A 14,405-nucleotide genomic window follows, 5' to 3' on the forward strand; every position below is an offset into this window, starting at 1 on the left:
AAGTCTCTTTTAGGACTTTGCTGAGGTGATGTCGGACGGTAGTAAACTTTATTCTTTATAGGTTTACTCCTCAAACAGTCTCCCAGACTGTTTGAGCTATCTTCGAAATTCCATACCTAGTCAATGAGTCTTTTATCGCTTACTTGTTTCCAAGCGACAACCTAAAAGGTTCCCCCATACCTTTTTAGTTCTAATAGCTCCGAACGCTAGAAACGAAAACGTTTCTAGCGTTTTCATCACATCGGAAAGTCCCGACCTAGGGCTCACTTTGCTCACTTGTTTATGGAGAGCTACTAAGTTTAATTTCCCTAAATGTAGCTTGTCTACGTTTTGAAAGGAGGGAACCTCCTTCTTTTTTGCTCCCCAAAAATTACATACCCTAAGTTAAGGAGGAAAGGAAAAAAGTTGTCAAAAAATAGTCAGAAAGCGCTTGACAGCAATATATATAATAGTTATGCATTTTAGGAGGAACAGTGATGAAGTTTTTAGTCAAAAGTTTTTTGAATAAGCTAATTTGGATTGTTGCTTTACTGGTCGTAATCGCTGCTGGTGTATTTTATGTTATTCAACGCCAAAATGGGAAAGTTGAGCAAGAAGATCAATTTGTTATCAAACGTTTCTCTAAGCAAAGTCAGCTAGTTGTTGCTGATGCAGGGATTGAAACGAAGGCGCATAAAACGTTTGAGTCAAAAGCAATGAAAGATTGGCCAAAGTGGACTGAGTCAATCCAAAAAGTTTTTGTTAACAGAGAGCTAAATTTAGAAATTCCAGTAAAAACCGAGTTTAAATTGGAATTAAAAGACCTTTCAAAAACAGATGTTAATATCAAAGATAATACATTAACATTTAAGCGTCCTTTGACAGTTAATGTTGATTCGCAGCAAGTCGGTAATGTAGTAATAAAAGATACCAAATCTGGTGTTGTTGATAAAGCTGTTGACTTGGTTACCTCAAATAAGAAAAGTCAAGAGTTTTTAACTCAGAAAAGTACAGATGCTTTAGAGGCGACTTCCAAAAAGATTATGTCTCAAAAAGATAAGCGTGAAAAGGTTGCTAAATATTCTGAGGAAGCATTGGAGAACATTCTCAATTTAAATTTTGATGAAAAAATAACAGTTAAGATTTCTGAGTCGGATTTACAATTTGTCAATGTAGATAGTAAAGAAAAATAATATAAAGCTAACTCTATTGTCATGCGATGACTGGAGTTAGCTTTTTTCATATGAGAACAGGGCAGAAGCTAGACAGATGCTTTTGTCCTCTTTATGTACCCTCTGTGTGGTAGCCATTCGCCATCAATTCCTCATTGATGAGGTTGCTAACTTTTTTAATAGGAGCAATGACCACCTCTAATGACTTTATATAGAGCTTAGAAGTTTAGTATTCTTTTGATATCGTAAAAATGACTTCTCAAAAAGATGAGTGCAATTTTTTCAAAGCCTTCAAAATGTGCTATAATAAAGAGTAATATTATATTTGGAATAAAAAGTGGCTGAAAAGCCTATAAAATAGCGGTTTAGGGTAGTGACCTAGACCGCCTTTTTCTTTTTAGTTACCCTTTTAGTTATACTTTCAATTCATTTATGGCATTTTCGAAGAATGAAACAGCTGATTTTTTATTCATTTCTGAAAGATGGCCGTATATATCCATAGTGGTTGAAATATTATTATGACCTAATCGGTGTTGCAATTCTTTATAGGGAATACCAGCATTGAGAAGCAAGCTAGCATGTGTATGTCTAAATCCATGGAAGCCTACATTTTCAACACCAGCCAGTCTGAAGTGACGTTCAAGACGTTGTCTGAGACTAGCAACCTTGGCATAAGTGTCTGTAATAGGTGAAAAAACAATCTTAGGCTGGTAACCGGCTTCGAGACGTTGTTGCTGACGATAGCTTTTAAGCATTTTAAGTGTTGCTTGGTCAATATCTATAACACGTATGCTTGATTTTGATTTAGGGCTATTAACAGTACGATACCTGTTCAAAGTCTTTGTAATGCTAATCTGAGCCTCGTCAAAATCAATGTCTGACCATTCTAGCGCCAACAGTTCACTAATGCGGCAACCAGTTGCTAAGAGCGTTTTATACAGCATGATTTCAAACATATGCTGATAGGTTGGCTCTAACCGTGATAGATAAGTCAAGAAAGCCTTGAGGTTATCTTGATCTAGGTGTTTGATTTTATCTTTTGCCTTTACCCTTGTCTTACGAGGCAACACAATATTTTTAGCTGGATTGAATGATAAGAGTTCCAAAGTCACGCCGTATTGGAGTATTCTCCTATTTAGAGAACACAATAATCCATAACGTTGAAATGCCCCAGTCGCCCCTTTGTTAGCCTTAGAAGCCCACTCGTTGACTTGCATTTGGATCATTGGAGTAGTCATCTTATCCAAAGGATAATCAGCAAAGACAGAAAGCAGATGATTTCTAACAAAGCTTTCCATCATACAGCTAGTGTTTGGCTTGACGGTATGCTTGTAACTATCCCACCATAACTGAGCCAACTCACCGTAGGTTTTCACAACTAGCTTAGGTTTAATGGTATGGCCGTTAGCTTCAAAGTCAGCGATAGCTTGTCTAGCTTTTGTTTTAAGAAGTTTCTTAGTAGGAGCTGTAATGGTCGTCCTAACTTTCTTTCCAGTTACTCGGTCAATTCCAAGATAGATATTGGAACGGTAAACCAGCTCACCATTTTTCTTTTTGTATTCGGTTATTGTCATGTTATATCCTTTTCTAACATCAACAGGCAAGTATGGGTCTAGAATTGGATATTTAACACCTATACGATAGCATAAGCAGTTGAGAATGTAAATAGATAACCCTGCTTCAAAACGTCTGTATGGGTCTTATATGAGCTTGTGGGAGGTGGTTAGACACTAAGGACAAATAGCATTTTGCTAGCCTAAACACTACAAAAAAAGCCCCTTGGAACTGGCATTCCTTGGGGTTTTGGTGTTCGCATTGAACAATTCCTATTACAATTATTATCGAACAGAATAGTAGATAAGTCAAACGAAAATACTTGATTTTAATATCTTAGTATCATTTAACAGTATGTTAGACATGAATATCATATATTAGTGTTTTGAAATCGTAGCATAGTATTATCTTTTTTAAACAAAATGTGTTACAATGTAATACAAAAGGAGGCTACGTTATGGCAACAATTTCTGTTCGATTGAATCAAGACGAAGAAGCGTTATTTAAAAGCTACGCTAGCATGCAAGGTGTTAGTCTATCAACCTTATTCAAGCGATCATTGGCGGAGGAAATAGAGGACGCTCACGATTTGAATATCTATAAACAAGCCAAGGCTGAGTACCTAGAGGATACTGAAACAATGTCTCACGCTGATTTTAAGAAGTCATTAGGATTCTAGTATGTATCAAGTAGAGTATTCAAAAAAGGCTCAAAAGCAGATTAAAAAGCTAGATAGGTCAATCCAAAAACTTCTCTTTTCTTGGATTGATAAGAATTTGGATCAGACGAATAATCCTAGACAACATGGAAAAGGTTTGACAGGAAACCATTCTGGAGAATGGCGATACCGTATCGGTAATTACCGTTTAATTTGTGATATTCAAGATGATAAGATGATTATTTTAGCACTTGAAGTTGGTCATCGTAATAATATATACAAATAAAGCTAACACTATCACGGTGCTAGCTTTTTTTCTATGTTGAGAGAACTATGAGAATACCTCTTTTCCTGAGGTCGTTTTAACCGTCCACGCTATACTTTGAAAGTATGACGTGACTTGAAAATACGCAACAGACATTACTATTAGTAAGGGCTGTTTTTCTATGCTGAGATAGCGAATGATGACGGTTGCTAAACAATTACCAAATCTGACAACGTTGTCAGATTTGGGGTCATCAGCCCTCTACTTAGTCGCAACTTGTCCAAAATTTGGACGACAGGAGCAGTGCAGAGAGAGCGATTCTGAGAGCGTTTCGCTTTAATTATGGTTAGTTGTCTTTACTGATCCATAGATAAACTAGTAAACAGAGTATGAATGCTGGTAAATCACTGTTAATCCTTTCCCTTCCCGTCATTTTGGCGGGGCTTTTGTTTCGGAAGAATGAGGTTGATATTAACTAATCAATTTTTAATTCCATTTTTCCTGAAAAGGCTGTTTGAGAAGCTAGAGATTCTCCATCTTCAGTCTTTATAAAAAGCATAGGCGGAAGGTTGTAATCTACGCCATTCATTGCAGACCAAACGTTGAAGGCTTCGTGTTCTTTTGCTTGAATTCCGTCCGCAAACTTTTGTAACTCATTTTTTTCGTAATATTTGTAATCATTCGGAACGGTCATATATAAAGCGTTATCTTTATTAGTAAAAGAATATAAGCTAATATCTAGCCCTTTTTCTGTTAAATCATTTTGTAAGTATTCAATAAAATCAGGCATTTGTTCGGCTGTGATTCTTGGCAGTTCTTCTTCGGTAGAAGAGGAAGGAGAGCTGCTTTCCTCGCTTGAGCTTGATTTTTTGGTAGTAGTCTGTTCAGTTTTCTCTTCTTTTATTGAGTCAGATCCATCAAAAATACCATTTAGGAAATTGTAGATGACAAGTGCAATAACAATAGCAAAAATAGCTTTAGCAATGGTTAGTTTATCTTTTTTCATTTTTTCTCCTTTGATTTTCAATTCTATCCATAATTCTTTGTTGCGCTTCGTTTCCAGATGAACGTACTTTTTTAATGGATTCATCACTGATATTATCAAATTTGGTTTTCTGCTGATCTCGTAGCAGTAAATGTCCATAGTCTAGCAGTTTATCCTGATTATCATTATTAAGTTCATCATACAGACTTTGGATTTCTGATACAGGTTCGTCAGTAACAGTATCTTTGAATAAGTAACGTTCCTCTTGATAACCAAGTAAGTAAGCGACATCAACTCCAAAATATTCAGCGAGTTTTTGGGCGTTTTTCTTATTTATTTCTCGCTCGCCACTTTCCCAGTATTGAAGAGTGCGTCTAGATACACTGTAGGGTTCATTTTCGTTAGAAAATTTTTCCTTAATAGCAGTTGCCAGTTCTGATTGGGTCTTATTATCTTTTTCTCTAAGTTCTTTTAATCTATTCATAGCATTGTCCTTGAGGTGATTATAACATAGTTAGCGCCTTAATTGTGCGCGTTAAAAAAATAATTTTCATTAAACACTTGACAGCGCATTTAAAGTGCGCTAAAATACAAAATATATTTGGAGCGCAATAAAAATGCGCTTTAGAAAGTGAGGTAAGTTAATGCTAATTGACAATGCTATGGCTATTAAAGTCCGTAAAAAGCGAGCAGTTGATAATTTAGGTAAAGTTGCTTTGTCTAAGAAATTAAAAATAACAACTCGTACTCTCGCCAAAATCGAAGCAGGCAACTATGACGCACCGAAGCGAATTTATCAGTCAGTTATGAATTGGCTGGTTGAGGATCTATAGAAAGGAGGTGTCGTATGGCACAAACACCATTTACGCAAGAATTGCTTTACCAGATTTATGATGACAATGGTCTTGTCACTATGGATTTATTGAGGGAGCGACTACCAGATTGGTCTGATGATAAAATCAAGCACCGTTTGGGAACGTGGAAAACACGAAAAAACATTTCTTACTCACTCGAAAATGGTGAGATTACTAATTTTGTATTTCTCAAGATCAAGGAGGAAGAGGAGGCAGAAATCACCGAAGGGCGCAAGCTTAAGCTTGAAGAATACTACATTCAAGTTGTCGTGGCTCGTGAGATCATGGCCAAAGAGACAGCTAGTGACACTAATAAGCTAAAAGCTATGCAATTACAACAAGAGGCGATGGATGCGATTCCTGATAGATACTTCAAGGAATTTAATGAAATCTATGGTTAATGACAACAAAAAAAGACTTCCGAACGCCAATTCATGAAAGTCTTTTAGCAGAAAATAATTACAAACCGAATACAGGCAAGTATGGGGCTTAGTAATTTTTATTTAACACTATTATAACATATTTTCCAGACAAGAGGGCGAAAATCCTAACACACCGTTCGCCAACTTAGACAGTGAAAACTGTAGCGGTGTAAGAATCCATGTACAGTAAAGTCAGGCGAAAATACCTAGCAGGAGTGACCAAATGGCAATAACAAGAATGATTGAAGAATTAAATGAAATTGCTGATTATGTTTTGTCAGTCATGACAGAAGCAGAAAAAGAAAATTATTTAGAAATGACGGATCAGGAACAGCGTTTACTGATCGTCAATCACTTAGCAAAGAGGGGATAGAAGATGACTGTAGAAATTTATGAAGAAAATGGAGTAAAAAGAATGAGAACAGGAACACCTCATGGGAATGTTATTAGTATGTTTGGCAGCAACCTTAACTTGTCACCTCAAAAAAGGGAAGAGTATCGTTTAAGAGCTGAAAGCAAAACAGAAGCTGAAGCATTTTTGACAGAACGTTTTGGTCAACATAATGCGTGGGTAATTGTGGCTAATGTTATGGCGAATTTTACAACAAAAAATAGAAAATCAGCCAAGAGTTTTGAAGAGGCGTGGCATGATTTAGGTTTTCAGGTTGTAACAGATATTATTTATAGAACTTTAAACGACTTACCAGCGGAAGGAAACATACAACTATGATCCAAGAACTTAATTTAAGCCCTAGAGGCTATGTCATTCTGCTCCTGATTCTAGCTTGGGTGTTTTATCAACTCGTAAAGACACCGAGCAAAATAGAGCCTACAAAGGGGGTTACTAATCGTAACAACCATTCTGAGCCTGCTTACCTAACAAGGTATGGGGCAGTAATACAAATGCAAGGGAGGGATTAGATGACAAGTAAAACAGACGAACTGATTTTATCTCTTGAACGTGATACAGCTTCACGTTTGATAGAATTGGCAGAGCGTATGGCAAAGGATAAGCGTATCAAACCAAGGCAGACAGGACTTATTTCTCAAAAGGAATTGGAAGAGGAACTCAAGGTTACTTATCAAACCATTAAATTATGGCGAGACAATGGTTTGAAGCCTTATATTCCACCCGTAGAGGGGACTAGAAAGGTGTTCTTCAAGATTTCTGATGTGCTAGCATTCCTGGAGGTGAGCTAATGCGATATATCGATATTATGATTGCTCCCGAGTGGGTAAAAGATTTCAAGGGGTTAGATGGCGTGGAGACACGGCTGCTCTATAAACAGGGCTATTGTATCATGACCTATTTTGAACCGACCGATTGTCATTTTGAAAACCTTGGTAAAAACGGTATTCAAATTTCAGTTAGTGACGAAGATAGGCTAGATCATTATTTAGCCAGCAACTGGCAATTAGTCCGTGATATGACACCAACTTATCTCGGTGGGCAGGTACTGGATTTTGTCAATGCCTTGCAAATTGCAACCGTGAGAGCAGAAAAAGATAACCATGGCTTATCACTTACAGGAATCATAGACATTGCTTTCTGTTATGGGATCAGTACCAAAGATGAGATTATCAGCTTTGTCAGACAATGTTACCGAGCAGGAGTTCCTCAAGAAAAAGTGTATCTGTATTTAACGACGGCATTAAGGACAACCAAATTAAACGAGTTTTTGCTTAATGAAGTGAGCAGGTATTATAGAGAGGGGGCAAGTGCTTGACAATAACTGACCAATTAAAAACTTTAGTCAACACTGATTGGAAAGAGGCGGTTTTTGGTAAATCCAAGATGAAAGCCGATTATAAGAAACAGATCCACCAGTTGGTTCTATTAGATGATTTTAACAAGGTTCATTATAAAAATCACGAAGCGTTTATCCCTGAAAGTGAAGTGATGTACACGACGGAAATCAGTGGCAAGGTTTATAAATTTATTTCTGCTGATCTAAAGATTGTTGAAAATAAGCAAAAGAAAACGTCACGGCTTCAAGTTACCAGTGGGACAGGTGTTTCACCTTTTGCTAAGTTGGTGATTGACTATTTGTTAGGACGACTGACTTTCTATAACAGTAAGCTTTATGATGTTAATGATAAGCAAGTGGTGGTTTTAGATGACTACACCATCCGGAAATTATATAACTTCAAAAATGAAGGGGAGTACGTCCTTGAAATTCTTGAGGGGATTCATAAAACCTTGCATGTGCAAGCTAAGCGGAAATTAGAACCCCACAAAATTTTAGGTCAAGATTTTGTCATTGATTTAAAGAAACATACACTGACTAGAATTTCAGAGGACAACCATAGTTCCTATTTCAAATACTATGATGTTTCATTTAACAAAGCTACCGAAAGTGTAGAGATGGCTATTAAATTTCTAAAGTACGTTATCGCTGATAACGATAGCTACCACAATGCCCAGCTTCAAGCTTATTATATCGCTCAAGTGGCTAGTGGACTATACCCTAAACTTAATTTCTTCATTTCAAAATCAGACATTAGAACAGGTAAAGGGTTAAGACATATCGCTCTATCTGGACTATTCAATAAGGTAGATGTAGAGTTGGATAACCTAACGGGTGGTGCTTTTGAGGCAAGTAACGCTTGGGCAATGTTTGCTGGTGGTGAAATGGCTCTTGCGACTGAGCAAGGGGATATTATGGGCGACAAGATGGAACGTGTCCTAAAAATTATTGCCACTGAAAAAACGCACCTATCAAGGTTGGTTGGTCAAAATTATGGCTTAATTGACCTAACCAGTGTCCTATGCATTGATACAAACAAGAAAGTTTTGCTATCTGATGAAATGAACGGACGTAAGGTGCTGATCCAATATCAAGACAGACCGAAAGGAGAAACCGATTTGGAGAGACAAAAAATATTCGCTCCCTATTGGGAGGCATTTACCAACCCCGATAAGTCACCAAACATTGAGGGCTCTATAGGATTTCTAATTGCTTCAATGGAATACTTCAAAAAACAAGGTTGTCAGTTTGAGTTTAGAGACGTTGAACTTAAGAATGAAATTGAGCTGAATGACTATCTGCTTTATTTGATCGAAGCCCTTGAATTTAATGAGTTTGTTCTCAAAGATGATACGATGGAATTTTTGAGAGGGCAAGCATATGGGAAAAATGACAAAAAAGTCGGAGATGATTTTAAAGCTATTGGTGTTGAAGGCTTTAAAAAGAAAATTAATGGCAAGCCAAAACAAGCTTATCGGATTGTTAATCATAAAAGGTTCAATAATGCCAAGCAAGGAATTGAAGAAGAACCAGATCGAAATATCTCTCTAGAAGGTATTTTTAACCAAATTAAGCAAGGGTAACTTGAGGTAACTAGATGGTAACTAGGTTTAATTAAATTTGCCAAAATCACTAAACGGTTGATATGAAAAGGTTTATAGACGATGAGGTAACTAGGTAACCAGGGTAACGTGGTTTTACTATGGATTGTGTAGTTAAAAAAAACATAAAGTGTTTTTTTCTTCCCTTATATCCCTATAGAAAAATCTAGTTACCCCAGTTACCGACTGAAAAAGTATCAATAAACGTTGATATAATAAGGTTTTAAGGTAATTAGGTACCTATTTACCACCTCGTTACCTAGAATTATACCTCGTTACCTTTTCAAAATTTAAGGAGAAAGCATGAAAATCAAGATATTTTATCAAAGAGGCTCACTGACAGAGTTTGAAGAAGAAATAAATAATTTTATGGCTACCGCTAACGTGGTAGATGTGAAGCTCACAGAAGGAACATATGGAGATTATGAAACGATTAATTGTTCTCTAACGGCGGTTATCGTTTATCGGGAAATCAATGGCGTTTTCAATCCAGTACCAACATATCACAACTAGGAGAAATATATTATGACAAACACAGACTTAAAACCATTCAAAACATTTTCAGACAAACCAAAATCATTTTTGTTTACTTATACGTTTAAAGACTTTGACACGGCACAAGTGGCAGGTCATGCGGTAATGGGTTATATGACAGGTACTTATGAACAACCTGTTATAGAAGTGACTTATCAAGGTGATGGTTTTAATAGGTTGGTTATTGGGTACGCCGAAGATAAGAAGTTAAACTATATTTTCAAACGTATCTGCGATAGTTTCAAGGGTTACTATCATCAACCTGAAGATATGACGGATGAAGAACTTGACACTCTGTTTCAAGAATAGGAGCTACTGAATGAAGTATTACTGGACGTATAGCACACTCTTTCAACCAACGGCACAAGATATTAAGTTGGCTATTCTAGGTTACTTTATAGGCACGCTATGGCCATGCGAAGTGGACGTAGTGGAAATACACGGTACTGGTTATGGTGTCTTTGTGACTTATGAGGGTTACTTTGACAAGTCGGATAGGTTGAAGAAGATAGCTCGTGCTGTAGAAAACGACGAATTATGACGATTGAGGAGGGTTAAAACGTGGTCATGCAACTAAAAGAGGGGTTGATTTATTATTTAAACGGCGGTAAAATAGAACCAAAGGAACTTCCAGATTATGGGGAGGTGACTTTAAAAATTCAAGATGGAAAAATTGTTCATATTCGTAAGATTGAAGATGAACGGATTGACCAAGCTGACTAGATCAAGACGACTAGAGGCATATTCAATTAGCTTAATTGCTTTTTGGGTATGCCTCTTTTTGCATTAATAAGAAAGGAAGTTTTATGTACACACCAACTAATAAGACTTATGCTGACATTATGACCAAAGTAGAGAAAGCTACTGAAGAATGGGTAAAAAATAAGATGGCTTCTGCTGATTCAAATGAGGATCCAAAAACCGTGGTTACCGAAGAAGATAAGCAGGAACAAATGGAGCGTATCTTCATAGAGAAATACGGAACAGCTTTATTTGATTACAAGGTTAAGTCATATCAAGAGGAATTAGACGGTCTGAAAGTCAAAGCTCGTGAGCATGTTGATAGCTTTAATGATTTTGTAAAAGAGTTGGAAGCTGATGAACGCTATACTGAACGAGGAAAAGCAGACTTATACCGTGTTGAACGTAAGAAAGTTGAAAAGGATCTGATTGAGATTGGAGATGCTCAATATAATTTAGGCATCAATATCCAGGAGATTGAAGTGGAATCGGCTCAAACAGCGTGGAAGAAATTAGAAGATGAAATGACACCCGATTCTATCTCGCCTAGTGAATTTCATTATATCGATATGATCTTATCCCGTAATAATAGTGATGAAATGCGACAAAAAATTGCTAAACAATTCCACTATCATATTGCCGTATTAGATTTATTAAATTCTGAAAAAGGTGTAACCCCTATTCATCACCCCTTGGAAAGTGTCAAAAATAGAGGTGTTAATTATATTAGAGTAGGACAAGTGAACATGCCAGAACCATATGCAAGCACATATCTGTCTGACCTCTTGCGGAATTTAGATGGCAAACTTTTCCTAGCTGGAGATAATGAACGTAGAGCAAAATCAGAAAAGACATTGGTCTAAGGTGATTGCCTATGCTTAGTAGAGAGTACTTAAATTTGTATTTGAAAAAAGCTCACTTTACAAGCTTAGAACATTTGTTGTTTAGGATAGCTGTTAACGGAGAATTTCCAGATGATATGTATTTCTCATCTAGGGTTAGAACAACAATAACTCACCTAATTAATGAAATCCGTAAACGTGAAGCCGTTAAAGGACATTCTGGCGTAGCAGAGTTATATCAAATGATTGATGAAGTGGTAGAAAGAGAATTGGGGTGATGTCATGCTTAATAGAGTACAGTTTGATTTTCTTGAATATACAGTTACAGAAAATGAGAGCGAAGATTTTTCTGATGAACCCACTAAAGATGAGGCTAGAGAATTTTATTTGAGAAACTTGATTGCTTTTATGCTGGTAGCTGAAGATGATGATATAAAACGTTCTTGTGCCAAAGCATTCTTGACGTTCCCAGAAAAAAACCTGGACATTGCTTTGAGTACAGAACTATTGACTAGAGAAGATTTAGAGAGGTGGTCAAAATAGCAAAAGGAAAATATAAAGAATGGCTAACAAATGAGAAGTTAGATATTGTAGCTGGTTGGGCACAGGATGGTTTGACCAATAATGATATCGCTTACAATATTGGAATTAATCCTGATACTTTGTACACTTGGATAAAAAAATATCCCGAATTTTCCGAGGCCTTAAAAGTAAATAAAGAAGTTGCAGATAGACGAGTTGAGAACGCTCTTTATAAGTCAGCAATAGGCTTTACTTACGAAGAGGAGACCGTAACTAATCAAGGCGAGGTGGTGACGGTTAAGAAATACAGCAAACCTAACACAACAGCACAAATATTTTGGTTGAAAAATCGTAAGCAAGAATGGTCTGACAGACAGGAAATTGAACATACTGGAACGGTGGTGTTTGCGAATGAAGACAACATCCCAGATTAAAGTTGATTTGCCAACTATAGTTGGAGAAGGTTACGGGGCTTTTTGGGGTGATAAACATTTTTATAGAGTGGTAAAAGGTAGCCGTGGGTCTAAAAAATCTAAGACTACCGCCCTTAATTTTATAGTTAGATTACTGAAATATGAATGGGCGAATTTATTAGTTGTCCGCAGATATTCAAACACTAATAAGCAATCAACCTATACCGATTTTAAGTGGGCATGTAATCGATTAAAAGTTACCCATCTTTTTAAGTTTAATGAAAGTTTACCAGAAATTACCGTTAAGAAAACTGGGCAAAAAATTCTGTTTCGTGGTTTAGATGATGAACTAAAAATAACCTCTATTACCGTCGATGTCGGAAGTCTTTGTTGGGCTTGGTTTGAAGAGGCTTATCAAATTGAGACAGAGGACAAGTTTTCTACAGTCGTCGAATCTATCCGTGGTAGCTTGGAAGTCTCTGACTTTTTCAAGCAGGTCACTGTAACTTTTAACCCGTGGAATGAACACCATTGGCTAAAACGTGCTTTCTTTGATGAAGATACAAGACGGTCAGATTGTTTTACCCAAACAACAACTTTTAGAGTCAATGAGTGGCTTGATGATGATGATAAACAACGTTATGAAGAATTATATGTAACAAATCCTAGACGAGCTAGAATCGTTTGTGATGGTGAATGGGGAGTGGCAGAAGGGCTTGTCTTTGAAAACTTTGAAACTCGTGACTTTGATATACAAGAAGTTATCCAACGGGTTGGAGAAACAACCGCTGGTATGGACTTTGGTTTTACACAAGACCCAACAACTCTTATATGTGTAGCGGTTGACTTACGCAATCGAGAACTTTGGTTGTATAACGAGCATTATCAGAAAGCGATGTTGACAGATGACATTATTTCAATGATTTATAAAAAGGGTATGCAGAATGCTAGAATTATTGCAGATAGTGCTGAACAGCGTTTGATTACTGAAATTAGAAGCAAGGGAATCAGAAGACTATCTGCTAGCCTAAAAGGTAAAGGATCGATCATGCAAGGGATACAGTTTATCCAAGGATTCAAAGTTTATATTCATCCTTCTTGCGAACATACGATTGAAGAATTTAATACTTATACTTTCAAACAGGACAAAGAGGGAAATTGGTTGAATGAACCAATTGATAAAAATAATCATATTATAGACGCACTCAGATATAGTTTGGAAGATTTTCATATTGAGAAAAGAGAAGCTAGCAGTCAATTCGATATATTTGTAGAAGCAGGGTTTGGAATTTATTAGCACCATAGGTAGGCAGAGGGTGGGGATGTTTTATTGTCGGCCTCCTTGGCATAGATGGATAGAGAGGGGAAACCCTCTTTTTGTTGATGTTGCAGCTATTTTGATGTATAATTAAATTAAAGGTAGGGAGGTCGAGCACCCACTGGAGCGCGGTTTCTCTGCCAAAGAAGTATAGGTGGTCTAACGCCCATGAAGCAGTTTGCTGTGGAGGCGGTGGGTCACCTATGTTTTTTATTTTTGTCTTTTTGAGTGCTTTAAAATGTTATAATATCAGTATATTCAAAGGTTTGGAGGGCATTAAATGGACGCTAAACAGCTAATCAAAGAGTTACAGACTATTCCAAAGTTTATCAGAGACTTAGAAGAGGAACGACAAGCGACTTTAAGCCTATTAGGTGGTTCTCACGGCTATTCTGATACAAGAGTGCTGACTAGCAAAACAAACGTACAGGAAGCTAAAACAGTGGCATATATAGATAGTTCTAACTATCTAGTTAAACAGGTTGAGCTATTGCATGAGAAGCGCCAGAGATTGCTTGAATACGTTTATGCGGTTAAAGACATGAAACTTGTTCTAGTATTGATCACCATAATCAATAGTCAAACGTTGACTGAAGCGCAGGACAAACTAGATATTGGTCAGTCAAAATTTTTCAGAGAGAAGAGGCAAGCTATGAATGCTCTTGATGAAGTGCTTAACCAAACAGAAAAAGCACCCGCCTAGGTGCTTATCTCTTGCCTGCTGAACTCGTCATTTTTAGTTATACTTTTAGTTACCCTTTGATTATTTTATAATCATGCATATTTAAGGGTAAAAG

Annotated in this window: 22 protein-coding genes and 1 pseudogene; 20 read left to right on the forward strand and 3 right to left on the reverse strand. The window is 36.9% G+C overall.

Features of this window, described 5'->3' with window-relative positions; genetic code table 11:
• The first annotated feature begins 476 nt into the window (after window positions 1-476).
• Window positions 477-1,172 (forward strand): hypothetical protein, encoded by a 696-nt coding sequence (locus G574_RS0106870; RefSeq protein WP_029691543.1) that lies wholly within the window; start codon window positions 477-479, stop codon window positions 1,170-1,172.
• A gap of 392 nt (window positions 1,173-1,564) precedes the next feature.
• On the opposite strand, the gene G574_RS0106875 is transcribed toward G574_RS0106870, so the two are convergent.
• The gene (locus tag G574_RS0106875; RefSeq protein WP_029691544.1) at window positions 1,565-2,725 is read right to left on the reverse strand and encodes a tyrosine-type recombinase/integrase; all 1,161 of its coding nucleotides are present in this window, start codon (window positions 2,723-2,725) and stop codon (window positions 1,565-1,567) included.
• A gap of 437 nt (window positions 2,726-3,162) precedes the next feature.
• Here G574_RS0106875 and relB point away from each other — a divergent pair, with 437 nt between their 5' ends.
• Together relB and G574_RS0106885 are read left to right on the forward strand one after the other, a co-directional pair.
• Window positions 3,163-3,384 carry a type II toxin-antitoxin system RelB family antitoxin gene (gene relB, locus G574_RS0106880; RefSeq protein ID WP_029691545.1) on the forward strand — a complete coding sequence of 74 codons (222 nt, stop codon included), beginning with the start codon at window positions 3,163-3,165 and terminating at the stop codon, window positions 3,382-3,384.
• A 1-nt stretch (window position 3,385) separates the two neighbouring features.
• Complete coding sequence (locus G574_RS0106885) at window positions 3,386-3,649, forward strand: type II toxin-antitoxin system RelE family toxin (RefSeq protein ID WP_029691546.1); 264 nt, start codon at window positions 3,386-3,388, stop codon at window positions 3,647-3,649.
• A gap of 454 nt (window positions 3,650-4,103) precedes the next feature.
• On the opposite strand, the gene G574_RS0106895 is transcribed toward G574_RS0106885, so the two are convergent.
• Both G574_RS0106895 and G574_RS11120 read right to left on the reverse strand, forming a co-directional pair.
• Window positions 4,104-4,634, reverse strand: a complete 531-nt coding sequence (locus G574_RS0106895; RefSeq protein WP_029691547.1) for a hypothetical protein — start codon at window positions 4,632-4,634, stop codon at window positions 4,104-4,106.
• Window positions 4,621-5,097: a helix-turn-helix domain-containing protein gene (locus tag G574_RS11120; protein WP_051130548.1), complete on the reverse strand. Its 477-nt coding sequence runs from the start codon at window positions 5,095-5,097 to the stop codon at window positions 4,621-4,623. Before G574_RS11120 ends, G574_RS0106895 begins: the two co-directional genes overlap by 14 nt.
• Before the next feature lie 160 nt (window positions 5,098-5,257).
• Between G574_RS11120 and G574_RS0106905 the strand changes: the two genes are divergently transcribed.
• From G574_RS0106905 to G574_RS0106995, 17 genes and pseudogenes are all read left to right on the forward strand, one after another.
• On the forward strand, window positions 5,258-5,446 hold the full coding sequence (locus G574_RS0106905) for a hypothetical protein (protein ID WP_029691549.1): 189 nt from the start codon (window positions 5,258-5,260) through the stop codon (window positions 5,444-5,446).
• 14 nt (window positions 5,447-5,460) lie between these two features.
• Entirely contained in the window at window positions 5,461-5,868 is a 408-nt protein-coding gene (locus G574_RS0106910; protein WP_029691550.1) for a hypothetical protein, read from the forward strand.
• Window positions 5,869-6,112: 244 nt separating this feature from the next.
• On the forward strand, window positions 6,113-6,262 hold the full coding sequence (locus tag G574_RS11655; RefSeq protein ID WP_169343464.1) for a hypothetical protein: 150 nt from the start codon (window positions 6,113-6,115) through the stop codon (window positions 6,260-6,262).
• Between the two features lie 3 nt (window positions 6,263-6,265).
• The gene (locus G574_RS0106925; RefSeq protein WP_245540405.1) at window positions 6,266-6,619 is read left to right on the forward strand and encodes a hypothetical protein; all 354 of its coding nucleotides are present in this window, start codon (window positions 6,266-6,268) and stop codon (window positions 6,617-6,619) included.
• 191 nt (window positions 6,620-6,810) lie between these two features.
• Window positions 6,811-7,089 carry a hypothetical protein gene (locus G574_RS0106935; RefSeq protein ID WP_017768747.1) on the forward strand — a complete coding sequence of 93 codons (279 nt, stop codon included), beginning with the start codon at window positions 6,811-6,813 and terminating at the stop codon, window positions 7,087-7,089.
• The gene (locus G574_RS0106940; protein WP_029691554.1) at window positions 7,089-7,616 is read left to right on the forward strand and encodes a hypothetical protein; all 528 of its coding nucleotides are present in this window, start codon (window positions 7,089-7,091) and stop codon (window positions 7,614-7,616) included. Before G574_RS0106935 ends, G574_RS0106940 begins: the two co-directional genes overlap by 1 nt.
• Window positions 7,613-9,220 carry a hypothetical protein gene (locus G574_RS0106945; protein ID WP_029691555.1) on the forward strand — a complete coding sequence of 536 codons (1,608 nt, stop codon included), beginning with the start codon at window positions 7,613-7,615 and terminating at the stop codon, window positions 9,218-9,220. The genes G574_RS0106940 and G574_RS0106945 overlap by 4 nt, the downstream gene beginning before the upstream one ends.
• Before the next feature lie 321 nt (window positions 9,221-9,541).
• A complete protein-coding gene (locus tag G574_RS10895) occupies window positions 9,542-9,751 on the forward strand; it encodes a hypothetical protein (protein WP_037590662.1) in 210 nt (69 codons plus the stop codon).
• Window positions 9,752-9,763: 12 nt separating this feature from the next.
• Window positions 9,764-10,078, forward strand: a pseudogene (locus G574_RS0106955) (hypothetical protein); the annotation flags it as partial.
• A gap of 13 nt (window positions 10,079-10,091) precedes the next feature.
• Window positions 10,092-10,313 (forward strand): hypothetical protein, encoded by a 222-nt coding sequence (locus G574_RS0106960; RefSeq protein ID WP_029691557.1) that lies wholly within the window; start codon window positions 10,092-10,094, stop codon window positions 10,311-10,313.
• A gap of 26 nt (window positions 10,314-10,339) precedes the next feature.
• The gene (locus G574_RS11345; protein ID WP_156828116.1) at window positions 10,340-10,495 is read left to right on the forward strand and encodes a DUF2292 domain-containing protein; all 156 of its coding nucleotides are present in this window, start codon (window positions 10,340-10,342) and stop codon (window positions 10,493-10,495) included.
• A gap of 83 nt (window positions 10,496-10,578) precedes the next feature.
• Window positions 10,579-11,376 (forward strand): hypothetical protein, encoded by a 798-nt coding sequence (locus G574_RS0106970; RefSeq protein ID WP_029691558.1) that lies wholly within the window; start codon window positions 10,579-10,581, stop codon window positions 11,374-11,376.
• Window positions 11,377-11,387: 11 nt separating this feature from the next.
• Window positions 11,388-11,633: a hypothetical protein gene (locus tag G574_RS0106975; protein WP_029691559.1), complete on the forward strand. Its 246-nt coding sequence runs from the start codon at window positions 11,388-11,390 to the stop codon at window positions 11,631-11,633.
• A gap of 4 nt (window positions 11,634-11,637) precedes the next feature.
• Complete coding sequence (locus G574_RS0106980) at window positions 11,638-11,898, forward strand: hypothetical protein (RefSeq protein ID WP_029691560.1); 261 nt, start codon at window positions 11,638-11,640, stop codon at window positions 11,896-11,898.
• On the forward strand, window positions 11,886-12,311 hold the full coding sequence (locus G574_RS0106985) for a helix-turn-helix domain-containing protein (protein ID WP_342664173.1): 426 nt from the start codon (window positions 11,886-11,888) through the stop codon (window positions 12,309-12,311). Before G574_RS0106980 ends, G574_RS0106985 begins: the two co-directional genes overlap by 13 nt.
• A complete protein-coding gene (locus G574_RS0106990) occupies window positions 12,289-13,587 on the forward strand; it encodes a PBSX family phage terminase large subunit (RefSeq protein ID WP_029691562.1) in 1,299 nt (432 codons plus the stop codon). The genes G574_RS0106985 and G574_RS0106990 overlap by 23 nt, the downstream gene beginning before the upstream one ends.
• 301 nt (window positions 13,588-13,888) lie before the next feature.
• Complete coding sequence (locus G574_RS0106995) at window positions 13,889-14,311, forward strand: hypothetical protein (protein ID WP_029691563.1); 423 nt, start codon at window positions 13,889-13,891, stop codon at window positions 14,309-14,311.
• Window positions 14,312-14,405 lie beyond the last annotated feature (94 nt).

The organism is Streptococcus hyovaginalis DSM 12219 (assembly GCF_000420785.1).
GTDB lineage: Bacteria > Bacillota > Bacilli > Lactobacillales > Streptococcaceae > Streptococcus > Streptococcus hyovaginalis.